The organism is Stenotrophomonas sp. GbtcB23 (assembly GCF_019091045.1).
GTDB classification, from domain to species: Bacteria; Pseudomonadota; Gammaproteobacteria; order Xanthomonadales; family Xanthomonadaceae; genus Stenotrophomonas; species Stenotrophomonas rhizophila_A.
Map to the genome: position 1 here is coordinate 64,859 of NZ_JAGXKC010000012.1, position 21,219 is coordinate 86,077.

The 21,219-nt window shown below is 67.0% G+C and carries 20 protein-coding genes; 7 read left to right on the forward strand and 13 right to left on the reverse strand.

Features of this window, described 5'->3' with window-relative positions; all coding sequences use genetic code 11:
* The 3 genes from KVS69_RS07170 to KVS69_RS07180 form a co-directional block, all read right to left on the reverse strand.
* Positions 1 to 1,158 carry an FtsX-like permease family protein gene (locus tag KVS69_RS07170; RefSeq protein ID WP_068848609.1) on the reverse strand — a complete coding sequence of 386 codons (1,158 nt, stop codon included), beginning with the start codon at positions 1,156 to 1,158 and terminating at the stop codon, positions 1 to 3.
* Positions 1,159 to 1,172: 14 nt separating this feature from the next.
* Positions 1,173 to 1,862, reverse strand: coding sequence for an ABC transporter ATP-binding protein (locus KVS69_RS07175; protein WP_217537613.1), 690 nt, complete (start codon positions 1,860 to 1,862; stop codon positions 1,173 to 1,175).
* A gap of 120 nt (positions 1,863 to 1,982) precedes the next feature.
* The gene (locus KVS69_RS07180; protein ID WP_210133068.1) at positions 1,983 to 3,227 is read right to left on the reverse strand and encodes an efflux RND transporter periplasmic adaptor subunit; all 1,245 of its coding nucleotides are present in this window, start codon (positions 3,225 to 3,227) and stop codon (positions 1,983 to 1,985) included.
* Between the two features lie 243 nt (positions 3,228 to 3,470).
* Here KVS69_RS07180 and KVS69_RS07185 point away from each other — a divergent pair, with 243 nt between their 5' ends.
* On the forward strand, positions 3,471 to 4,661 hold the full coding sequence (locus KVS69_RS07185) for a sensor histidine kinase (RefSeq protein ID WP_217537614.1): 1,191 nt from the start codon (positions 3,471 to 3,473) through the stop codon (positions 4,659 to 4,661).
* On the forward strand, positions 4,658 to 5,260 hold the full coding sequence (locus tag KVS69_RS07190; RefSeq protein ID WP_217537615.1) for a response regulator transcription factor: 603 nt from the start codon (positions 4,658 to 4,660) through the stop codon (positions 5,258 to 5,260). Before KVS69_RS07185 ends, KVS69_RS07190 begins: the two co-directional genes overlap by 4 nt.
* Positions 5,261 to 5,317: 57 nt before the next feature.
* Here KVS69_RS07190 and KVS69_RS07195 read toward each other — a convergent pair whose 3' ends face one another.
* From KVS69_RS07195 to KVS69_RS07235, 9 genes are all read right to left on the reverse strand, one after another.
* On the reverse strand, positions 5,318 to 5,860 hold the full coding sequence (locus KVS69_RS07195) for a cytochrome b/b6 domain-containing protein (RefSeq protein WP_217537616.1): 543 nt from the start codon (positions 5,858 to 5,860) through the stop codon (positions 5,318 to 5,320).
* The gene (locus tag KVS69_RS07200) at positions 5,857 to 6,951 is read right to left on the reverse strand and encodes a catalase family peroxidase (protein WP_095362590.1); all 1,095 of its coding nucleotides are present in this window, start codon (positions 6,949 to 6,951) and stop codon (positions 5,857 to 5,859) included. The genes KVS69_RS07195 and KVS69_RS07200 overlap by 4 nt, the downstream gene beginning before the upstream one ends.
* A gap of 142 nt (positions 6,952 to 7,093) precedes the next feature.
* The gene (locus KVS69_RS07205; RefSeq protein ID WP_217537617.1) at positions 7,094 to 8,461 is read right to left on the reverse strand and encodes a leucyl aminopeptidase family protein; all 1,368 of its coding nucleotides are present in this window, start codon (positions 8,459 to 8,461) and stop codon (positions 7,094 to 7,096) included.
* A gap of 23 nt (positions 8,462 to 8,484) precedes the next feature.
* Positions 8,485 to 9,195 carry an HAD family hydrolase gene (locus KVS69_RS07210; protein WP_217537618.1) on the reverse strand — a complete coding sequence of 237 codons (711 nt, stop codon included), beginning with the start codon at positions 9,193 to 9,195 and terminating at the stop codon, positions 8,485 to 8,487.
* A 9-nt stretch (positions 9,196 to 9,204) separates the two neighbouring features.
* A complete protein-coding gene (locus KVS69_RS07215; protein ID WP_068848627.1) occupies positions 9,205 to 10,305 on the reverse strand; it encodes an AI-2E family transporter in 1,101 nt (366 codons plus the stop codon).
* Positions 10,306 to 10,400: 95 nt separating this feature from the next.
* Entirely contained in the window at positions 10,401 to 10,871 is a 471-nt protein-coding gene (locus KVS69_RS07220) for a protein sip-5 (RefSeq protein WP_217537619.1), read from the reverse strand.
* Positions 10,868 to 11,374 carry a hypothetical protein gene (locus KVS69_RS07225; RefSeq protein WP_068848630.1) on the reverse strand — a complete coding sequence of 169 codons (507 nt, stop codon included), beginning with the start codon at positions 11,372 to 11,374 and terminating at the stop codon, positions 10,868 to 10,870. The genes KVS69_RS07220 and KVS69_RS07225 overlap by 4 nt, the downstream gene beginning before the upstream one ends.
* Before the next feature lie 6 nt (positions 11,375 to 11,380).
* Positions 11,381 to 11,743 carry a hypothetical protein gene (locus tag KVS69_RS07230; protein WP_068848632.1) on the reverse strand — a complete coding sequence of 121 codons (363 nt, stop codon included), beginning with the start codon at positions 11,741 to 11,743 and terminating at the stop codon, positions 11,381 to 11,383.
* 135 nt (positions 11,744 to 11,878) lie between these two features.
* Positions 11,879 to 13,306, reverse strand: coding sequence for a Do family serine endopeptidase (locus KVS69_RS07235; protein ID WP_217537620.1), 1,428 nt, complete (start codon positions 13,304 to 13,306; stop codon positions 11,879 to 11,881).
* Between the two features lie 256 nt (positions 13,307 to 13,562).
* Between KVS69_RS07235 and KVS69_RS07240 the strand changes: the two genes are divergently transcribed.
* The 4 genes from KVS69_RS07240 (at position 13,563) to KVS69_RS07255 (ending at position 19,415) form a co-directional block, all read left to right on the forward strand.
* Positions 13,563 to 16,844 (forward strand): LAGLIDADG family homing endonuclease, encoded by a 3,282-nt coding sequence (locus KVS69_RS07240; protein ID WP_217537621.1) that lies wholly within the window; start codon positions 13,563 to 13,565, stop codon positions 16,842 to 16,844.
* Between the two features lie 181 nt (positions 16,845 to 17,025).
* On the forward strand, positions 17,026 to 17,958 hold the full coding sequence (locus KVS69_RS07245) for a histone (RefSeq protein ID WP_217537622.1): 933 nt from the start codon (positions 17,026 to 17,028) through the stop codon (positions 17,956 to 17,958).
* Between the two features lie 58 nt (positions 17,959 to 18,016).
* Positions 18,017 to 18,724, forward strand: coding sequence for an NrdJb (locus KVS69_RS07250; RefSeq protein ID WP_184126120.1), 708 nt, complete (start codon positions 18,017 to 18,019; stop codon positions 18,722 to 18,724).
* A gap of 10 nt (positions 18,725 to 18,734) precedes the next feature.
* Positions 18,735 to 19,415, forward strand: coding sequence for a hypothetical protein (locus KVS69_RS07255; protein ID WP_217537623.1), 681 nt, complete (start codon positions 18,735 to 18,737; stop codon positions 19,413 to 19,415).
* 49 nt (positions 19,416 to 19,464) lie between these two features.
* Here KVS69_RS07255 and KVS69_RS07260 read toward each other — a convergent pair whose 3' ends face one another.
* Positions 19,465 to 19,821 (reverse strand): DUF1428 domain-containing protein, encoded by a 357-nt coding sequence (locus KVS69_RS07260; RefSeq protein ID WP_217537624.1) that lies wholly within the window; start codon positions 19,819 to 19,821, stop codon positions 19,465 to 19,467.
* A gap of 710 nt (positions 19,822 to 20,531) precedes the next feature.
* Between KVS69_RS07260 and KVS69_RS07265 the strand changes: the two genes are divergently transcribed.
* Entirely contained in the window at positions 20,532 to 21,104 is a 573-nt protein-coding gene (locus KVS69_RS07265) for an Ax21 family protein (RefSeq protein ID WP_068848647.1), read from the forward strand.
* Positions 21,105 to 21,219 lie beyond the last annotated feature (115 nt).

The following is a 21,219-nucleotide window of genomic DNA, read 5'->3' on the forward strand; positions in this document are numbered from 1 at the left end:
TCAGCGGCCCGCCAGGGCATCGACGATCTTCAGCCGCTTGGCGCGCAGCGCCGGCAGCAGGCCCACTACCACCCCGATCAGCAGGATCAGGCCAATGCCCATCAACCAGGTCTGGGTGGGTACGTGCGGTGGCAACAGACCCTGTGTCTTCGGCGCCAACAGCGGCAGGATGGTCGCGGCCAGGCCCATGCCGATGGCGCCGCCCAGCCCGATCAGCAGCACCGATTCGATCATCACCAGCGTCAGCACCGTGCTGTCCTTGAAGCCCAGCGTTTTCAGCGTGGCCAGTTCGGGCACGCGCTCGCGCACGGCCTGGGCCATGGTGTTGCCGGTGAGCAGCAGCAGGGTGAAGAACACCGCGCCCATGATCGAGGTGACGATCAGGCCGATGTCGGCGAACTGCTTGACGAAGGCCTGCTGGAACGCCGATTCGGTCTGGGTCTTGGTTTCATGGTCCGAATTGGCCGAGATCGCATCGATGGCCTGGGCCACGCGCGAGGAGTGGTCCGGGTTGTCCAGGGTGACCGTGAACCAGCTGACCTGGTTCTTGATGTAGTCGTTGCTCTCGTCGAAGTACTTCCAGTTCATCATCAGCTGGCGCTCTTCATTTGCTGCCAGGGTGCGGTCCTTTGACCGGAAGATGCCCACCAGCTGCAGCGGCCAGTCGTTGCTGCCGCCACGCGGGAAGATGGTGGCCTGCAGCGGAATGGTGTCGCCGATCTTCCAGCCGAACTCCTTGGCCAGCGTTTCGCCCACCACCGCACCGGTCTGGGTGTCCTGGAAGGCCTTGAGCTGTTCGGGTGGCAGCTGGAGTTCGCGGTACACGTCGAAGTAGTTGGGCGCCACCGAGAAGTTGGCGAAGAAGTTCTTCGGGTCCTGGTAGATGCCACCGAACCACATGCCATAGGTGACGTCCTTCACCCCGGGTACCTGCCGCACCTGCGGCTCCAGCCGGGTCGGCAGCGATTGGGTGATGGACAGGCGCGAGGCCACGATCAGCCGGTTGGCCCCTTCCACGCTGCCGCCCGAACTGAAGGCCACGCGCACCGAATCGAGCATGCCAAACAGCAGGAACGCGGCCACCACCGAAAGCAGGGTCAGCAGGGTCCGCGTTTTGCTGCGGAACAGCTGTGCCCATATGAGCGAGAAATATTTCATCGCAGTGACCTCCGTCAGTGGGCCGCAGGTGCCTGTGCAAGCTCACCCTTGTCCAGGTGCACCGTATGGGTGGCGTACTCGGCGGCCTTGGGGTCGTGGGTGACCATGATGATGGTCTTGCCGTGCTCGCGGTTGAGCTGCTGCAGCAGCAACAGGATCTCCTCGGCGGAGGCGCGGTCCAGGTCGCCGGTGGGCTCATCGCAGATCAGGAACGTGGGGTCGGACACGATCGCCCGGGCAATCGCCACGCGCTGCTGCTGGCCGCCGGACAGCTCATTGGGGCGGTGGCTGCGGCGGTCGGCCAGGCCGACCAGGGTGAGCGCGATTTCGGCATTGCGCTTGCGCTGCGCCGCACCCAGGTGGGTGAGCAGCAGTGGCAGTTCCACGTTCTTCTGCGCCGTAAGCATCGGCATCAGGTTGTAGAACTGGAACACGAAGCCGACATGGTGGCTGCGCCAGGTGGAGAGCTGGCCGCCGGACATGCGGTCGATGCGCTCGCCTTCGATCTCGATCTCGCCGCCGCTGGGCGTATCCAGCCCGCCGATGAGGTTGAGCAGGGTGGTCTTGCCCGAGCCGGACGGCCCCATCAGGGCGACGAAGTCGCCGCGCTGGATGTTCAGGTCGATGCCGTGCAGCACCTGCACCTTTTCGGGGCCGCGCTGGTAGGTCTTGGTGATGTTGCGGAGCGAAACCAGGGTGGACATGGGTGGTTCTCCGTGATGCGGTGGAAGAAGAAGCCCTGCAGGCAGCCGCGCGCATGCGCGCCGGGCCGGCACGGGAATCGCACATCGTCGGCTCGCGACCCGGTCGCGGCGCCGCCTTGCTTATTGCGCCTGCTTTTCCACGACCGCGCTGCCATCGCGCAGTTCCGGCGGCGGGTTGCTGACCACCTGCTGGCCGGCGCTGAGGCCGGCAGTGACCTGGCGGTCGTTGTTGAGTGCCACGCCCACGGTGACCGGGACCTGCTGCACGCGCCTGTCATCGCCCACCACGAACGCCACCGTCTTCTGGTCGCGCTCGACCAGCGCCGCCGCCGGCACGCGCACGCCCTTGGGCGCTGCGGCCTGGGCCGGTGCGGCCGCTTCCAGGAAGCTCACCCGCACGCCCATCTCCGGCACGATGCGCGGGTCTTTGCTCTTCAGCGCCACGCGCACCTTGACCGTGGCCTTGCCGCGGTCGGCGGTGGGGATGATGGCGATGACTTCGGCCGGAATCTTCCATTCCGGGTAGGCGTTGAGCGTGGCTTCCACCGGCATCTTCGGCTGCACGCGGCCGATGAAGGCCTCGCCCACGTCCACTTCGATCTCCAGCGAATCCATGTCCACGATGGTGCCGATACCGGTGCGGGTGAACCCGCCGCCGGCCGACAGCGGCGACACGATCTCACCCGGCTGTGCCGCCTTGGCGGTGACCACGCCGGAGAACGGCGCGCGCACGATGTTGTTGTCCACGCCCAGGTCCGCAATGGCCAGCGCGTCCCCGGCCACCTTGGTGTTGCGCTGCGCGGTGCGCAGCTGCGCGCGCAGGCTGTCGCGCTGGGCCATGGCCAGGTCGAACTGCGAGCGCGAAACCAGCTGCTGCCCCACCAGTTTCTGCAGGCGCCCGGCTTCGGCATCGGCCTGGGCCACCTGCGCCTGCAGGCCGGCCAGCTGGCTGCGGGCCGCTTCCAGCTGCGAGGACGACAGGCTGCGCTGGGCGTTGGCATCGATCGGGTCCAAGGTGGCCATGACCTGGCCTTCTTCGACCCGCATGCCTTCCTCGATCATCACCTCGCGAACCTTGCCGGTGATCTTGGCCGACACCGTGGCCATGCGCCGGGCCACCACGTAGCCGCTGGCATCGAGCACCGAGCTGCTGGCGGTACCCTGCTGGATGGCCACCACCGGCGCGGTGGTCACCTCGATCGGGCGTTCGCGGCCGAACACCACCCAGGCGATACCGCCCAGGATCAGCAGGGCGACAATGGCGAGCACGATCCACAGGCCACGGCGTGGCGACGAAGGCGGCGGGGCGGCGGCCTTCTTGCGGTCGATGCGGAGTTCCTTGAGCAGTTCAGCGGATGCGTTCATCGTGAGTCTGGACGTGGAATCGGGCCGAGTGTGACCGCAACGGGAGTCACGGGCAAACCGGAAGGGGCCGGCTGGGGCACAGGATGCCCGGCCGGCGCGGTTCCGTGCAGTGACAGCTGTCACCTGCCTGGGGTGATGGGGCGTACTGGAAATGCCATCGCCGACCCGGGATCGTATGGGTATGCCGCACCCCACCGGGAAACTGCCATGATCGCGCCTCGCCCCCACGACCGGGAACCCACCATGCCGCCCCGCTGGCTCTCCTCCCTTCTGCGACCTGCCGCGGATTCGGCCGTTGCCGACAACCTGCGCGCCGGCAAGCCGGCCTGGTCCGACGCGGTGCACCTGTTGTGGACCGGCTGGGTGTTCCTCACCCCGATGTTCGGCGGCGGCTACACCCTGACGTGGCTGTGGCTGACCCTGCTGACCTACCCGGTGTTCCTGGCGCTGTACGCCCGCCAGCTGCTGTCGCCGCGTCGGCACGCGCCGCGTTACGCGCTGGCCATGGTGGCCATGGGCCTGGCGCTGCTGCCGTGGTATCCGTCAGGCATCAGCTACTTCATCTTCGGCTGCGTCACCCTGCGGGTGTGCCGCACCGGCAGCGCGTGGCGCTACCTCGGCCAGCTGGTGGTGCTCAACGCCGCCTTCGTGGCGATCGCGCTGTGGGTGGGCTACCACTGGCAGCTGGTGGTGTGGATTCCGTCGATGGCGTTCATCATTGGCGTCATCATCAACGTGGAAAGCACCAACAAGGATCGCGATGCAGCCCTGCAGCTCTCCCAGGACGAAGTGCGACGGCTGGCCGCCACCGCCGAGCGCGAGCGCATCGGCCGCGACCTGCACGACCTGCTCGGTCACACGTTGTCGCTGATCACCCTGAAGCTGGAGCTGTCGCGCAAGCTGTTCGACCGCAATCCCGAACGCGCGCGGCTGGAGGTGACCGAAGCCGAAGCCATCGCGCGGCAGGCATTGTCTGAAGTGCGCAGCGCCGTGACCGGCATCCGTGCCAGCGATCTCGCTGCGGAACTGGCGGCCGCGCGGCTGCTGCTGGAATGCCAGCACGTGCACCTGCACTACAGCCCGCCGCCGCCGATGCCGGCGGAGATCGAACGCGGCCTGGCGCTGGTGCTGCGCGAAGCGGCCACCAACATCGTGCGGCATGCCGACGCGCACCAGGCCTGGGTTGAGTTCAGCCAGGACGGGCGCACCCTGGGCCTGCAGATCCGCGATGACGGCCGCGGCGATGTGCAGGCCGATGGCAACGGGCTCACCGGCATGCGCGAACGCGTGGCTGCGTTGCGTGGCACGCTGCAGGTGCACTCCCCGCGCGGGCAGGGCACCACGGTGGTGGTGCAGGTGCCGCTACCGGCCAGGACCGCCGCGGTCGCCACGGCGACAAGCGCGACCCCGCTGACCAGTGAGGCACTGCCATGATCCGCATCCTATTGGCCGAAGACCAGGCGATGGTGCGCGGCGCGCTGTCGGCGCTGCTCGGGCTGGAGCCCGATATCGACGTGCTGGGTGCCGCCGCTGACGGTGAGGCGGCCTGGCGGATGCTGCAGCAGCTGCAGCCGGACATCCTGGTCACCGATATCGAAATGCCGGGGCTGTCCGGGCTGGAGCTCGCGCAGCGCATCGCCCGACATGCGCTGCCGATCAAGGTGGTGATCGTGACCACCTTCGCGCGTTCCGGATTCCTGCGCCGCGCACTGGATGCCGGCGTGTGCGGTTACCTGCTCAAGGATGCACCGGCGGAGAAGCTGGCCGATGCACTGCGCCAGGTACAGCACGGTGGCCGTGCCATTGACCCGCAGCTCGCACTCGATGCGTGGTCGCAGGCCGACCCGCTCAACGACCGCGAACGCCAGGTGCTGCGCCTGTCCGGCGACGGCCGCTCGGCCAGCGAGATCGCCACCCAGCTGGGGCTGTCGCATGGCACGGTGCGCAACTACCTGTCCGAATGCATCGGCAAGCTGGGCGTGGCAAACCGCATCGAGGCCTATCGCCTGGCCCGGCAGAAAGGATGGTTGTAACCACCCACCGTGGCTACAACCAGCCGGTAGCACACGACCGTTGGTCGTGTGACCTCCTCAACGGTCTCCCGGGCCCTTCGCCATCGCCTGGAACACCCCGTCGCGCCGCACCCACAGGTGGAACAGCGCTGCACTCAAATGCAGCACCACCGTGGCGAACAACACATAGGCCAGCAGGCTGTGCGCGCTGCGCAGCGCGGCGTACAGCGCCACGTCGTGCGGCAGGATCGGCGGCAGCAGCACGCCCTTCCACATCTGGATGGGGTAGCCACCGGCCGACAGCATCGCCCAGCCCACCAGCGGCATGGCCAGCATCAACCCGTACAGAACCCAATGCGAGGCATGTGCGGCGGCCGCCTGCCACGCGGGCAGATCCGCCGGCAGCGGCGGTGGTCGATGGCGCAACCGGTTGACCAGCCGCACCAGCGCCAGCAGCAGGATCGCGATGCCCAGCGGCCGGTGCAGGTCCACCAGCATCGGTCGCCAGTGCAGCGAGGCCACCATGGTCACGCCGACGAACAGCATGGTCAGGATCAGCACCGCCATCAGCCAGTGCAGCACGCGCGCGGTGAGGTTGAAATGCCCGGCATCACGGCTCATTGCGCCTTCTCCTTGCCACTGGCCAGTTCGCGTTCGCGGCGGTTGAACGATTCGGAATACACCGCCGAACGCGCCGCCAGGATCGGGTCATCGCTGCCGGCAATGCCGCTGGGCAGGATCAGGGGATCGAAGTTGAGGTTGTTGCAGGCGCCGCCGGCCTGCGGCTGCAGCGCGGTCAGGGTCAGCGTGCCCAGCTTCACCTGGCGGCGGTCTTCAGGCCACGGAATGGAGGGGTCGTTCACCGCATCGCCGGCTGCGGCAATGGTCGCCCACATCTCCCACTGCACCGGGCCATTGGCCAGGCGCTGCTGGAACTCATCGCTGAGGTAGTCCAGGCTGGCCTGTTTGCGCTGCTCGGCATCCATGGCTTCGAACGGTGCCAGCGGGCGCATGCTCCAGCGCACCACTTCGGTGTGGCCGTCGGCGTTGGTGAAGCGGAAGCTGTTCACCCCGTTGTAGGTGGTGTTGGCCCAGCTGGTGGACCACGGCGCGGTCTTGGCCCATTCGCCGAACGCCTTCGCCGATGGGTACTTGGCTGCGATGGCTGCCATCTTCGCCGGGTCCGGCTTGCCGGTGGCCGGGTCGGGAATGCCGGCGCGGGTCTGTTCCAGGAACGCCTCGGTGGTGGGCACCGCGAAGAACGGGAAGCTGTTCATCGCCGTGCGCCATTCCTGGCCGTCATCGCTGACCAGCTGCAGCGCCATGCTGCGCACGCGCGCATTGGCGTCTGCACCGTGCGGATCGCCGCCGCCGATCGACAGGCGGCCAAGCACCGGTACCTGCTGCTGGCGGAACACCCGTGCCGCGCTGAGTGCGGCCCCTTGCGGGGTGCCCTGGAAGCTGCCGCTTACGCACGCGCCCTTGCTGTGCGCGCGGCGGAAACCGGGGTGGTTGGCGCCGGTGGCTTCGATGGTGTCGGTGAAGGTCTGCACGGTGGCGCGGTCGCGGCCCAGCCAGCCGGCCAGCCAGGCGAAAGCCAGCACCAGCACGCCGGCAATCAACGCGATCAGCGCGATCCACAGCAGCGGGGAATGCGGGGGGCGCGGGGCATCCGGCTCACGGCCGGCGCGGGTATAGCGGAAGAGCGACATGGGCCGTTACCTGTCTTCTCGAACGTGAGGGGGTGGGTGCGGCCATGGTGTCAGAACCCCGGTCGCCCGGATATTCACATTTTCGACAAGATTCAACGAACGATCCCCGCCGGGGCGGGGATCGGTTCGGTTCGGTTCGGCGTTACGCGTATCGCGTTTTCAACATCGACCACGCCGAGCGCAGCGCCAGGGCCTCGCCACCGGCCGGGCGGCCCGGGCGTTCGCCATCATTCCAGGCATACACATCCAGGTGCGCCCAGGCCTGGCCTTCGGCGATGAACCGCTCCAGGTACAGCGCCGCGGTCACCGAGCCGGCCATGCGCGAACCGGCGTTGGCCAGGTCGGCAATGCCGCTGTGCAGGTAACGCAGGTACGGGCGCCACAGCGGCATGCGCCAGACCGGGTCGCGCGTGGTTTCGCCGGCCTGCAGCCACTGCTGGGCCAGGCTGTCGCTGTTGCTGAACAGCGCCGGCAGGTCCGGGCCGAGCGCTATGCGCGCCGCGCCGGTGAGCGTGGCGAAATCCAGCACGATCTCCGGCTGTTGTTCGCTGGCGTAGGTCAGCGCATCGCAGAGCACCAGCCGGCCTTCGGCATCGGTGTTGTCGATTTCGATGCTCAGGCCCTTGCGGGTGGCGATCACTTCGCCCGGGCGGAACGCATCCGGGCCGATCGCGTTTTCCACCGCAGCGATCAGCAGGGTGAGCTGCACCGGCAGCTCCTGGGCCATGATCAGCCCGGCCAGCGCCAGCGCGTGCGCGGCGCCGCCCATGTCCTTCTTCATGTTGCGCATGCCGTCGGCCGGCTTGATGTCCAGCCCGCCGGTATCGAAGCACACGCCCTTGCCCACCAGCGCCACGTGCGGGCGGCCGGCCTGGCCCCAGCGCAGCGCGATCAGGCGCGGCGCGCGGTGCGAGGCGCGACCCACCGCGTGGATGGCCGGGAAATTCTGCTCCAGCAGCGCGTCACCGGTGATCACTTCGCACTGGCCACCATGGGCGGCGGCCAGTTCACGCGCGGCGTCTTCCAGCTGCTGCGGGCCCATGTCTTCGGTAGGGGTGTTCACCCAGTCGCGCACGCGCAGGCTGGCGGTGATCACATCGCGCACTTCGGCGGCCGGGCTGGCCACCAGCTGCGCCGGGGCGCGATTGGGCTTGCGATAGCGCGCGAAGCGGTAGCTGCCCAGGCCCCAGCCCAGGTGCAGCAGGGTTTCGATGTTGGCCGGCAGCGCATTGGCCAGCTTCCACACGCTGCCTTCGGGCAGGGCGAACGGGGCGTGTGCATACGCATAGGCATCGCCCGGGTCGCCCACGCCGACGATGGCGCCGGCCAGGCCGTGCTCGCCCGGCAGCAGCACCACGCTGCCACCGCTGCCGTTGAAGTGCTGCGCATCCAGCCAGGCAACCAGGGCCGGGCTCTGCTGCGCGCGCCACGCCGCGAACTGTTCGCGCTCCATGACATGCAGCGGCAGGGCGTTGGCCGAATCGGTGGTGAAGCCGGTGATCTGGGTCATGCGGGGTCGTGCTCCGTTCGTGGTCAGGCGGTCTGTGCCGATGCGTTCGCATCGAGCCAGTCGGCCAGCCCGGTCAGGGTGTCGAACTGCAGGTCAGGCTGCAGCGAAGGATGGTGCCAGGTGTGTTCGATGCGGTTGATCCAGCAGCCGCGCAGGCCGGCCTGCATCGCGCCCACCACGTCCATTTCGATGTGGTCGCCCACGTGCAGCACCTGCGCCGGGGCCACGCCCAGGCGCTCGCAGGCAGCGTGGAAGATGCTCGCGGCCGGCTTGGCCGCGCCGTGTTCGCGCGAACCCAGCTGGAAGGCGAAGTGGTGGTCCAGCCCGATCCGGGCCAGGTCGGCGTTGCCATTGCTGAGCGCGGCCACCGGCACCCGGGCGGCGATGCGGGCCAGTGCGTCCACCGCATCGGGGTAGAACTCCACCTGGTTGCGCGCGGCGTAGAACGCTTCGTAGGCCGGTTCCAGCAGGGCCAGGTCTGCCCCGCTGTTTTCCAGCGCCTCGCGCAGGGTGAGCCGGCGCAGGGCGCTCAGGTCGTAGTGCAGGTGCGGGTTATCGCGGAAGGAGCGCTCACGCAGTTCGCGCATCGCCGCCACCGGGTACATCGCGGCGGTGGCGGGGCTGTGCTGGAGCATCCACTCGTACAACACCTGGTCGATGCGGGCGCCGATGGGGGCGAACGGCCACAGGGTGTCGTCGAGGTCGAGAGTGATGGCTAGGACGGGAAAATTCACCCGCCCATTCTACTCCAACAGTTTCGCCCACCCCTGGGTGCCGTCCAGGCGCGCCAGCACCAGCTTGATGCAGACCAGCAGGGGGACCGACAGCAGCAGGCCCACCATGCCCCACAGCCAGCCGAACACCATCAGCGCCAGGATCAGGATCAGCGGCGAAATCGCCATCTGCCGGCCCAGCACGATCGGGGTCACCACCTGGCCTTCAATGGTGTGCAGGGCCAGGTAACACGCCGCCGGCAGCAAGGCATGGAAGGGGTCGCTGAACTCCACGAAGCCCATCAGCAGCATCAGCGTCACCCCGATCAGCGGGCCCACGTAGGGTGCGAAATTCAGCAGCGCCGCTACCGTGCCCCACAGCAGCGCCTCCTGCAGGCTGATGCCCAGCAGCAACAGCACCCCGGAGAAGATCAGCCCCACCAGTGTGTTGATCACGGTGATGGTCAATACATAGCGCGAGACCTCACGTTCGATCGAACGCAGGATGTCGGTGGTGAACCGCTGCTGCTGCCGGCTGGGGAACAGCGCGATGGCATGCTTCTGCAGGTTCTGCCCATAGATCATGAAGAACAGCGTCAGCAGCACCACCGCCAGCACGGACGCGGCCAGGCGCGGCGCCCGGGTCAGCACCTTGTACGGGTCATCCAGCTGGGTGCGCACTACCTGCACCCGGCGGCTGCCTTCGCCACCCGCCACGCGCGCGAAATTCTCCGCCGCCTGGTTGGCTTGCTGCACCGGCTTGGTCAGGTTCTGCACCTGCCGGGCCACCTTGCGCAGCTGCTGCGGCGCTTCCTGCGCCCATTCCATCGCCGGGCCCACCAGCTGCACGCCCAGCGCGGCCGTGCCGCTCAACCCCACCCCGATCACCAGCACCGCCGCCAGGAAGCGCGGAACCCACAGCCGGCCCAGCAGGCGCAGGATCGGGTTGCCGACCAGCGCGAAGAACATGGCAAGCAGGATCGGCAGAATGATTTCCTGCGCGGCCCACAGAGTGAACGCCACCGCCAGCATGGCCAGCACCACCAGCGACATCGGCGCGCGCGGGCGCGGCGGGGGCGGTACCGGTACCGGCAGGGGAGCGTCGGCAGGGGAGGGCGCAGGAACGCTCATGCAGGTCGCACGCTGGAGAGGAGACGCATTATTGGGCAACCCGGGTGCGTGCGGCGTGTGGAATGGGAGGGCCGGCAAACGGCCGGCGCTACCGGTTAACGTTCGGAAACGTCGGTGGCCGCTTCCGCTGGCAGTGGCTGCGGCTGCGCCGCCTCCTGCGTAGCGGTCACCCGGGCCCGTGGCGCAGGGGCAGGGGCGGCGGCCCGAGCCGGTGCTGCAGGTGGCGTCGGGTCGACCGCTTCATCCACCTTGTCCGCGGCCTGTTCGGCGGTTTCGGCCGCCTCATTGGCCTGCATCGAGGCGAACGCCGCCTGTGCGCTGGCCATCAGGTTGGACACCGAACCAATCATCTGCAGCCAGCGGGCCCCGTGGAAACGGGTGCTGCCGGGCTCCAGCTTGCCGGCCAGGAAACCACCGGCAAGGCCCACGCTGATGATGCGCAGTGGGGTCCAGCCTTCGCGCCAGGCCTGGCTGAGGGTGAACCAGCTGCACTGGGTCTGGTCGACCCGGATCGAGACCACCTGTTCAGCCCGCTTGACGCGGTGGCGAAGGGCTTCGAACTTCATGGCGTACGCTCCGCTGCCCGCACATCCGCATCGGGATCGTCTTCGGTGGGCTCATCGAACAGGCCCAGCCGCGACAACTGGCGGCGGGTGGCATGCATGCCGGTGTGGCGGAAGAAGAACGACACCCGCCAGATGGCGTAGCCGGTCATCGCCAGGCTCACCAGCGAGGTGATCAACAGCGAATGGAACCAGGACAGGCCCCAGCGCTGCATCAGCGCAATCAGCGTGCCGGCCAGCAGCAGCCAGGCTGAGGCGCCGAACACGATCGCCACCCCGCTCCACGCCAATGCCCGACCGAACGCACTGCGTGCCAATGCAAATTCAAAAGAGGCCAGACGACGCAGCGAACGCAGCGTGTGCTTGGCCGAATCCACGGTTGCGCGGCCGGCCTGGCCGACCTCGCGGATGCTTTCATCCAGGCGCGGCGCGCGCTGCCCGGCATCGCCCTCGGGTGGAGGCGTTGCCGCCCCACCGTCAGGCGTCGACTGTGCTTGATCGCTCACGCCGACTTACTTGTCGCCGCTGCGGGCAAGCTTGGCGATGATCCAGCCGGCGGCAAACGCCACGCCGAACGAGGCCAGCGGGCGCTCGCGGATCAGCTCAGCGGCGCTGTCGACCAGGTCCTTGCCCTTGTCCATCAGCGCATCGACCTGTTCCTTGGCAGCAGCACCGCCGAATTCAGCAGCAGCCAGCCCGGACAGTGCGGTGTCGGAGAGTTCGGCCTTGACGTTGGCCTTGCCGATACGCAGTTCGTCGGTCGCCGCGCCGGTGGCGCCCTTGATCGCGCCGCCGGCAGCGGTGGCAGCCGACTTCAGGTGCGAACCGGCTTCACCCAGGTGTTCCTTCAGGTTTTCGGTATTGGTGGGGCTCATCGTGTATCTCCGTAGTAAGCGATGGGGAAGGTGACCGCAGGCCATGCCGGTCGAAGCGAACTGAAGGTAATAGCACTGGCAGGGTGTAGAGGGCGTCAGCTGGTGTGATCCGCGCGCGAAGGTTGCCTGACCGGTTCAGCGCATCTCCAGTTCGCCGCGCGCATTGCCGCGCACCACGCGCAGCACCAGCTGCTGCGGGCGCTGCTGGAAATTGGCGCGCCAGCTGGCCAGGTCGGCGAATTCACCCACGCTGGCCTGGATGATCAGATCGCCGGCGACCAGGCCCGAATTCGCCGCGCGGCTGCCGCGCTTGACCTCGCTGACCATGACCCCGCTGCTGCCGGCCTGGCGCAATGTCTCGGGCAGGTCGACGAAGGTGGCGCCGCTCAACCGCGGGTCCAGCGATTCACCGGCAACCGCGCGGGGCTGTTCCTTCAGCGTGGCCTTGAACGTCAGCGGCTTGCCATCACGGCGCACCTCCAGTGTCAGCGCGCTGCCCACCGGCTGCAGGCCCTCCACGTTGTGCAGCGCCACCGCGCCATCCACCCGCTGGCCATTGGCCGACACCACCACATCGCCCGGCTTCAGCCCCGCCGCAGCGGCGCCCGAACCGGCCAGCACGCGGGTGACAAGCGCGCCACGCGCTTCGCTCAGGCCCAGGTTCTGCGCCAGCGCCTGGGTGAGGTTCTGTGCTTCGATGCCCAACGTGCCGCGCACCACCACGCCATGCTTGATGAGCTGGTCCACCACATCGCGCGCCAGGTTGGTCGGAATGGCCAGGCCCAACCCGATGTTGCCGGCCATGCTGCCCTGCGGGTTGAAGCTGGCGGTATTGATGCCCACCAGCTGGCCCTGCAGGTTGACCAGCGCGCCGCCGGAGTTGCCCGGGTTGATCGAAGCGTCGGTCTGGATGAAGTTCTGGTAGCCCAGCCCGCGGATGCCGGTGCGGCCCACCGCCGAGACGATGCCCGACGTAACCGTCTGGCTGAAGCCGAACGGGTTGCCGATGGCCACCACGAAATCGCCCACGCGCAGCTGCGTGCTGTCGCCCAGCGGCAGCGCGGTGAGCTTGTCGGCCGGAATGCGGATCAGCGCAATGTCGGTATCGCGGTCCGAACCGAGGAACTCGGCCTTGACCGTGCGCCCGTCCGACAGCGTTACCTGCACGTCGTCGGCGTTCTCGATCACGTGGTGGTTGGTCAGCACCAGGCCTTCGGCCGCATCGATGATGACGCCCGAACCAAGCGATTCATTGATGCGCTCCTGCGGCACTTCGGGGAACAGGCGGCGGAAGAACGGGTCGTTGAAGTACGGGTTGCGCACCCGCACCACCTGCTTGGTATTGACGCTCACCACCGCCGGCATCACCCGCTCCAGCATCGGCGCCAGCGACGGCACCGGCTGCCCGGCCACCGACGCAGGCAGCGCAGCGGTCGCCGGAATGGCCAGCATGGCCGGCGCCGCTTCAGCGCGGTTGTCCAGATGGGCGTTGATGGCGGAAGCGACAAAGCCTCCGAAGGCGGCGGCAAGCGCGAGCGTGAGCAGGGTCGGGAGCGGTCGCATGGGAGTCCGGTGGGCGGAAAACACGTATACGGTAAATCAAGCTGAATGAGTCTGTGCGCTGTCGGCTAAACCAGCGATGAAATCGACCGCGGCCACTGCGGCCCCTGCGACCTTCCGTGCCGTTGACACGCCCCCGTGCCGGCGTAAGCTGGATCCAGGCCGGCCACTAGATGTTGCGTTGCCGACCCAGAGTGCCCCAAGGCGTTGGGTCCGCCAGCGGGCACACCCGGTGACCACGCGATGGAGCCTGCCTCGAATGCGTACGGTGCAAACGGACGTGATTCCCCCGGAGCTGTCCACCGGCGACGTGCCGCTGCAGCCGGCATCGCTGGATATCTGGGACAAGAAGTACCGGCTCAAGACCAAGCAGGGCCAGGCGCTGGATGCGGATATCGACGCCACTTACCTGCGCGTGGCGCACGCCCTGGCCGATGCCGAACTCACCGAGGACAAGCGCCGGCACTGGCGCGAGCGCTTCACCTGGGCGCTGCGCCGTGGCGCCATTCCCGCCGGCCGCATCATCTCCAATGCCGGCGCGCAGGCGCACAAGCCGGCCACCAGCACCATCAACTGCACCGTCTCGGGCACGCTCGAAGATTCGATGGACGGCATCCTGCGCAAGGTCCACGAAGCCGGGCTTACCCTCAAGGCCGGCTGCGGCATCGGCTATGAGTTCAGCACGCTGCGCCCGCGCGGCGCGTTCGTGGCAGGGGCTGGTGCACACACCTCCGGCCCGATGTCCTTCATGGATATCTTCGACAAGATGTGTTTCACCATCTCCTCGGCCGGCGGCCGCCGTGGTGCGCAGATGGGCACCTTCGACGTCTCGCACCCGGATGTGCGCGATTTCATCCGGGCCAAGCGCGAAGATGGCCGGCTGCGCCAGTTCAACCTGTCGCTGCTGATCACCGATGGCTTCATGCAGGCCGTGGACAACGACGCCGACTGGCCGCTGGTATTCCCGCTGAGCCGGCACGAGGCCGGCGAGTTCGACCTGGCCGATCCGGCCGCCGTGCAGTGGCGCGAATGGCCCACCCACCGCGACTACGTGGTCCGCGAGGACGGCCTGGTCGCCTGCCGGGTCTACGGCCAGATCCGCGCCCGGCACCTGTGGGACATGATCATGGTGTCCACCTATGACTACGCCGAACCGGGTTTCATCCTGATCGACCGGGTCAATGAAATGAACAACAACTGGTGGTGCGAGGACATCCGCGCCACCAATCCCTGCGTCACCGGCGATACCTGGGTGCACACCGCCGCCGGGCCGCGCCAGGTGGCCGAGCTGATCGGGCAGGGGTTCCACGTGCGCGTGGAGGGGCAGGACCATGCCACTACCGATGCCGGGTTCTTCCGCACGGCGCGCAAGCCGGTGCTCGCCCTGCAGACCCGCGAAGGCCATCGGCTGCGGCTGACTGCCGACCATCGGGTTCGCCGGGTCACCCACCGCACCCGCTGGGAGGTGCAGAGCGAGTGGTGCGAGGCGGGCCAGTTGCAGGCGGGGGATGAGGTGCTGCTGCAGGACCATCGCGCCGCGCCGCACTGGCCGGGTGCGCTGGCGCATGAGCAGGGTTACCTGCTGGGGCTTCTGGTTGGCGACGGGACTCTCAAACAGCATGGGGCTGTCCTATCGGTGTGGTGTCAGGCGGCGGTCGCCAATGGCGACCCGGGAGTGCCTACCGCGGGGACCCGCGCGCTGATGGATGAAGTAATCCGCTGCACGCGAACCTTATCGCACCGCTCCGACGTTGCTGGCTGGTCGGAAGTGAAGGGGCGAAACGAGTGGCGCCTGACGTCAGCCGCGCTGCGCGATCTTGCCCAGCAGCTGGGCATGTCCCCGGGCCACAAACCGATTACCCCGGCGCTGGAAAAACTTTCCAGCGATGCCTGCCGTGGCTTCCTGCGCGGCCTCTTCGACGCCGACGGCAGCGTGCAGGGCAACCAAGGCAAGGGCGTATCCGTGCGGTTGGCGCAGTCTGATCGCCCGCGCCTGGAGGCGGTGCAGCGCATGCTGCTGCGGCTGGGTATTCCCGCCACCCTCTACGCCCGCCGCGAGGCCGGACACGCCGTGCTGCCGGATGGCCGTGGTGGCCAGCGTGCTTACCCCACCCTGGCCCAGTTCGAACTCGTGGTCAGCGGCGAAGGCGTAGCCCGCTACGACGCGCTGATCGGGTTCGCCGACACCGACAAGGCCGCGCGCCTTACCCGGACGCTGGCCGCCTACCGCCGCACGCTCAACCGCAGCCGCTTCTTCGCCACCGTTGAAAGCGTGGACCCGGACGGGGTGGAAGACGTCTACGACGTCCAGGTACCTGGCATCCACTGCTTCGACGGCAACGGCCTGCATGCCCATAACTGCGGCGAACAGCCCTTGCCCCCGTATGGCGCGTGCCTGCTCGGCTCGGTCAACCTCACCCGCTTCGTGCGCGACCCATTCACCGCCCAGGCCCGGTTCGACTGGGACGAATACAAAGAAGTGGTGCGGGTGTTCACCCGCATGCTCGACAATGTGGTGGAGGTCAATGGCCTGCCGCTGGAACAGCAGCGCCAGGAGATCCTGCGCAAGCGCCGGCACGGCATGGGCTTCCTGGGCCTGGGCTCCACCCTGGCCATGCTGCGCATGACCTATGGCGCGCCCGACGCCTGCGACTTCACCGAGGCCATCGCCCGCGAGATGGCCGTGGCGGGGTGGGAAACCGGGCTCAGCCTGGCCCGCGAGAAAGGGCCGGCGCCGATCATGCAGGAGACCTTCGAGGTCACCGCCGCCATGCTGCGCCAGCGCCCGGAAATGGCCGTCGATGGCTGGCGCGCCGGCCAGCAGATCGAGGGCAAGGTGCTGCATGCCCGCTACAGCCGCTACATGCAGCGCATCGCCAGCGTGGCCCCGGAGCTGGTGGAGGAGCTGGCCGAGATCGGCGCCCGCTTCACCCACCACAGTTCCATCGCCCCCACCGGCACCATCAGCCTGTCGCTGGCCAACAACGCCTCCAACGGCATCGAGCCCTCGTTCGCCCATCACTACAGCCGCAACGTGATCCGCGAGGGGCGCAAGAGCAAGGAGAAGGTGGACGTGTTCTCCTACGAACTGCTGGCCTACCGGCACCTGGTCAACCCGCAGGCCATGCCGTTCGCCGACGAGGATGGAGAACGCCTGCCCGACTACTTCATTGCCGCCGACGACATCTCGCCCAAGGCGCACGTGGATGTCCAGGCCGCCGCGCAGAAGTGGGTGGACAGCTCCATTTCCAAGACCGCCAACGTCCCCACCGACTACCCCTACGAGCAGTTCAAGGACATTTACCGCTACGCCCACGCGCAGGGATTGAAGGGCTGCACCACCTTCCGTTTCAACCCCGCCGCGTTCCAGGGCGTGCTGGTCAAGGAGGCCGATCTGGAGAACACCACCTACCGTTTCGAACTCCAGGACGGCGCAGTTGTGGAGGTAAAGGGCAACGAACAGATCGAGTATGACGGCGAATTGCACACCGCCGCGAACCTGTTCGACGCGCTCAAGGAGGGCTATTACGGCAAGTTCTGATTGTGCAGCCGAAGCTGTTTTCAAGTGGTTTCATGCGTGATTCCCGTCCGCGCCGGATTCATGGCGCCGGCCGGGCAAGCACAAAGGCGGCTCACGGGCTGCGACAAGACCGTTCCACGATCGTCCGCGCCGGTATAGCATCGCCAGCGAAATCACTGACTGGCCCCTCAGGAGGCAAAACATGAGCAACGGAAATGGCGTCACCGCGACCCTGTCGCAGGGTGTGGAAACTGTGAAAGAAACCGCCGGTAACGTTGGCGAGACCATCGCCCACACCGCTGAAGAAGTGGTCGCTTCGGTGAAGAAGACCGCCAAGCGCGCGCGCAAGGCTGCCACCACCCAGGTTGCCAAGGTCAAGAAGGCTGTCAAGAAGGCCGAGAAGACCGTCGCCAAGAAGGCTGACAAGGCCGCCAAGTCGGTCGGCAAGAGCCTGGCCACCGCCAAGAAGAAGCTGGAAACCGCCAAGAGCAACGCCAAGGCCGAGGCCGCCGCGCTGACCAAGAAGGTTGCCAAGAAGAAGGCCGCTGCTGAAAAGGCCGTGACCAAGACCACCAAGGCCGCCAAGAAGGTTGCCGGCAAGAAGGTCGCCACCGCCAAGAAGGCCGTGACCAAGAAGACCACCGCCGCCAAGAAGGTCGTGGGCAAGAAGGCTGCCACCGCCAAGAAGGCTGTCGCCAGGAAGTCGGTTGCTGCCAAGAAGGCCGTGACCAAGAAGACCGCCACCGCCAAGAAGGTTGTTGGCAAGAAGGTCGCTACCGCCAAGAAGGCTGTGGCCAAGAAGTCGGCGGCCACCAAGAAGGCCGTGGGCAAAAAGACCGCCACTGCCCGCAAGACCGTTGGCAAGAAGGTCGCTGTCGCCAAGAAGACGGTCGCCCGCAAGTCCGCTGCCACCAAGAAGGCCGTCACCAGGAAGTCCGCCACCGCCCGCAAGACGGTCGGCAAGAAGGTTGCTGTCGCCAAGAAGACCGTGGCCCGCAAGTCGGCCGCCACCAAGAAGGCTGTCGCCAAGAAGACCGCTGTTGCCCGCAAGTCGGTTGCCCGCAAGGCTGCACCGGCCAAGCGCGCCGCCAAGACCGTGGCCCGCAAGGCCCCGGCCAAGCGCGCCCGCAAGTAAGCAGGTAATGCACGGCGCCCGCCCCGCGCGGGCGCCGTGAACACCGAGGAAACGCACCATGGCTGTCAGGATCGATCAGAAGATCACCGGGTATGCCGTCGTCACCCCCGAGGAGACGCGCCAGGCAGCGCCTACCGCCGCCCCGCTCCCGGACGCCGCCAACGACATCGTGCAGATGCACGAGCGCATCGAGCGCCCCGACGTCTTGGTCGGCAACACCTACAAGATCAAATCGCCGATGGTGGAGCACGCCTTCTACGTGACCATCAACGACATCGTGCTCAACCCGGGCACCGAACACGAGCTGCGCCGGCCCTTCGAGGTGTTCATCAACTCCAAGTCGATGGAGCACTTCCAGTGGATCGTGGCGCTTACCCGGATCATGTCTGCCGTGTTCCGCAAGGGCGGGGACGTGACCTTCCTGGTCGAGGAAATGAAGGCCGTGTTCGACCCGCGCGGCGGCTACTACAAGATCGGCGGCGCCTACATGCCCTCGCTGGTGGCCGAACTGGGCAGCATCGTCGAACACCACCTCAAGTCGATCGGGCTGCTGCACGACCCGGAGATGAGCGCCGCGCAACGCGCGCTGATCGCTGAAAAGCGCCGCGAGTACGAAGCGCGGGAGAGCGAAGAGCTGGCCATCACCGGCGACGGCGCCAGCTTTCCGCCCAGCGCCAGCATGTGCGAGAAGTGCTTCACCAAGGCGCAGGTGTTCATGGACGGCTGCGCCACCTGCCTGAATTGTGGGTACTCCAAGTGCGGGTGAGCTGACGCCGATGCGCAACCTGGACTTCAGCTCCTGGCAGGCCATGCTCTCCACCCTGGTCGGGCTGGCGGTCATCACCCTGATCGGCGTGGGCATCCGCCTGGTGTTCATGCAGACCCTGCAGCAGCGCCGCGAGCGCGAGAACCGCCAGATCAACGAGCGGCTACGCACCCTGATTGCCGCCTACAAGACGCTCGGCGGGTCGTTCACCGGCGCGTTGCATGTCGATCCGCGCCACCTGCGTGACCTGCGCCAGGCGTCTGGCGAAGGCGATGAGACGTTGAACCTGCCACTGAGCACCGGCAGCGACCGCGCACGCCGGATCCGCGATGCGGTGGAAGCGGCGCTCTCGGACATCGTGCTGCTGGGCACCGACGACCAGGTGCGGCTGGCCGCACATGCGGCCAACGAACTGGCCGCAGGCCGTGCGGTGCCGACCGCCGAGCTGGTGGTATCGCTGCGCGATTTCATCCGCGAGGCGCTGGACCTGGCGCCCATTCCCGCCAGCGTGGCGATTCCGCGCCAAGGCCCGGCGCGGCCTGCGGCCGGTGGTGCGCGGGGCAAGGCAGAGGCCGGCGACCGCGCCGGGGGCAAGGGCGGCGGCGGTGGTGGCATGGGCGGCATGGGCGGTGGCGGCGCCGGGGTGGGCATGGGCCACGGCCAGGACGACGACAGCAGCCACGCGCGCTGAGCGGGGCGGGTGGCTGCCTGGGCCGTCGATTCGCCCGCTAAAGCGCCTGCTACTTCCTGAGTTCCACGATCGGTACGAAGCCGCCATAGATCATCCGCTTGCCGTCGAACGGCATGGGATTGTTGGCCGGATCCATGCGCGGGTCCTTCATCATTTTCTCCATCCCCGCATCACGGGTGGCCTTGTCCGGCCATTCGATCCAGGAGAACACCGTCTCATCGTCCTTGGCTTCTACGGAGCGGAAGAAGTCGGTCTGCTTGCCGTGGGTGACGTCATCACCCCAGCACTCCACCACGCGCAGCGCGCCGAATTCCATGAACACCGAATCGCCTTCGTTGGCGTGTTTGATGAATTTGTCTTTGTTGGCGGTGGGTACGGCCAATACGAAACCGTCGATATAGGACATCTGCAGCCTCCGGTAACCGGTGCACCACGGCGGGCACCTTCAAGGAATACGACGCGTGGGGGCGCGGGAAATCGACAGTGCCTCCAGGGCAGGCTGGAGGCGGTGATGATTTCGTTAATCCGGCATATGCGGCCGGAAAATCAACGGGTTAAGTCACTGGCGCGCTGCATTGCAGCGAAGCAAGGGTAAGAAAACCCTTAACGACGGTGAGGAACATCCTGATATTCGCGCGCCGCTATCGGCCTCACTATGCAAGCGCCGGGCAGGCCACCCCAAGGGCCCTGCGGTTTGATGCCAGAGCTGCGTCAGCCGGTGCAACACGGAAGATGGACGCGTTAGCCGACTACTCCCCAAGAGCGGCTCCCCAGCGCGTGACGCCCTGCAAGGGTATCGTCGTGACCGGATTCCCTTCGCCCTGCCGAATCATTCCGGCATGAGTCCAGCGGCGACCTGTCGATCACTTCCATTCCCCTTGACTCCCCGCGTTGTAAACGCGAGGTTCATCGCGTGCCGCGAACACACACAGCACACCTGAAAAATGCAGCGCGCGCGTATATGACACGACGCGTCTGAATGGTTGCCAAAAATTCGCGTAGCCGAAACCGGCTCACTTCAGGGCGCGTTGTGTCGAATAACGGAGAATTTACATTCCCGATGCAGAAGCCGCTTGTGCCACTGCACGAATGAAACAACAGAAAAGGTGTACCCCCATGAAGACCTCCTTGATTGCCCTGGCGCTCGCCGCCGCTCTGCCGTTCGGCGCTTCGGCCGCTGAAGGCCTGTCCTACAATTACGCCGAAGGCGATTACGTCAAGACCGATGCCGATGGTGGCAAGGCCGACGGTTGGGGTGTGAAGGGTTCGTACGGTTTCCTGCCGAACTTCCATGCGTTTGGTGAATACAACCAGCAGAAGACCGACATCGGCAACTTCAAGGTTGACCAGTGGCGCGTCGGCGTGGGTTACAACCACGAAATCGCCACCAGCACCGACTTCGTGGGCCGCGTTGCCTACAACAAGTTCGACCCGAAGGAAGGCCTGGACTTCAACGGCTACAGCGCTGAAGCCGGTATCCGCACCGCGTTCGGCCAGCACGCCGAAGTCTACGCAATGGCCGGTTACGAGGATTACAGCAAGAAGCACGGCATCAATCCGGATGGCCAGTTCTACGGCCGCCTGGGTGGCCAGGTGAAGTTGAACCAGAACTGGGGCATCAACGGCGATATCAAGATGGATCGCCACGGTGACAAGGAATGGTCGGTCGGCCCGCGCTTCAGCTGGTAAGCGGCGTCTGATCGCTCCGTTGCGTGCCTGACTGGCGCAGCGACTAGGGCCCGGCACATGCCGGGCCTTTTTTGTGGGCGCGAAAAGCGTACCGACCAACGGTCGGTACCTACCG

Bases quoted from the DNA above. Each gene is read 5' to 3' on its own strand.
- KVS69_RS07250 (WP_184126120.1), top strand. From the start codon at position 18,017: ATGGCTGTCAGGATCGATCAGAAGATCACCGGGTATGCCGTCGTCACC.
- KVS69_RS07265 (WP_068848647.1), top strand. From the start codon at position 20,532: ATGAAGACCTCCTTGATTGCCCTGGCGCTCGCCGCCGCTCTGCCGTTC.
- KVS69_RS07200 (WP_095362590.1), bottom strand. From the start codon at position 6,951: ATGTCGCTCTTCCGCTATACCCGCGCCGGCCGTGAGCCGGATGCCCCG.
- KVS69_RS07255 (WP_217537623.1), top strand. From the start codon at position 18,735: ATGCGCAACCTGGACTTCAGCTCCTGGCAGGCCATGCTCTCCACCCTG.
- KVS69_RS07215 (WP_068848627.1), bottom strand. From the start codon at position 10,305: ATGAGCGTTCCTGCGCCCTCCCCTGCCGACGCTCCCCTGCCGGTACCG.
- KVS69_RS07190 (WP_217537615.1), top strand. From the start codon at position 4,658: ATGATCCGCATCCTATTGGCCGAAGACCAGGCGATGGTGCGCGGCGCG.
- KVS69_RS07180 (WP_210133068.1), bottom strand. From the start codon at position 3,227: ATGAACGCATCCGCTGAACTGCTCAAGGAACTCCGCATCGACCGCAAG.
- KVS69_RS07195 (WP_217537616.1), bottom strand. From the start codon at position 5,860: ATGAGCCGTGATGCCGGGCATTTCAACCTCACCGCGCGCGTGCTGCAC.
- KVS69_RS07170 (WP_068848609.1), bottom strand. From the start codon at position 1,158: ATGAAATATTTCTCGCTCATATGGGCACAGCTGTTCCGCAGCAAAACG.
- KVS69_RS07245 (WP_217537622.1), top strand. From the start codon at position 17,026: ATGAGCAACGGAAATGGCGTCACCGCGACCCTGTCGCAGGGTGTGGAA.
- KVS69_RS07260 (WP_217537624.1), bottom strand. From the start codon at position 19,821: ATGTCCTATATCGACGGTTTCGTATTGGCCGTACCCACCGCCAACAAA.
- KVS69_RS07175 (WP_217537613.1), bottom strand. From the start codon at position 1,862: ATGTCCACCCTGGTTTCGCTCCGCAACATCACCAAGACCTACCAGCGC.
- KVS69_RS07220 (WP_217537619.1), bottom strand. From the start codon at position 10,871: ATGAAGTTCGAAGCCCTTCGCCACCGCGTCAAGCGGGCTGAACAGGTG.
- KVS69_RS07230 (WP_068848632.1), bottom strand. From the start codon at position 11,743: ATGAGCCCCACCAATACCGAAAACCTGAAGGAACACCTGGGTGAAGCC.
- KVS69_RS07240 (WP_217537621.1), top strand. From the start codon at position 13,563: ATGCGTACGGTGCAAACGGACGTGATTCCCCCGGAGCTGTCCACCGGC.
- KVS69_RS07185 (WP_217537614.1), top strand. From the start codon at position 3,471: ATGCCGCCCCGCTGGCTCTCCTCCCTTCTGCGACCTGCCGCGGATTCG.
- KVS69_RS07205 (WP_217537617.1), bottom strand. From the start codon at position 8,461: ATGACCCAGATCACCGGCTTCACCACCGATTCGGCCAACGCCCTGCCG.
- KVS69_RS07235 (WP_217537620.1), bottom strand. From the start codon at position 13,306: ATGCGACCGCTCCCGACCCTGCTCACGCTCGCGCTTGCCGCCGCCTTC.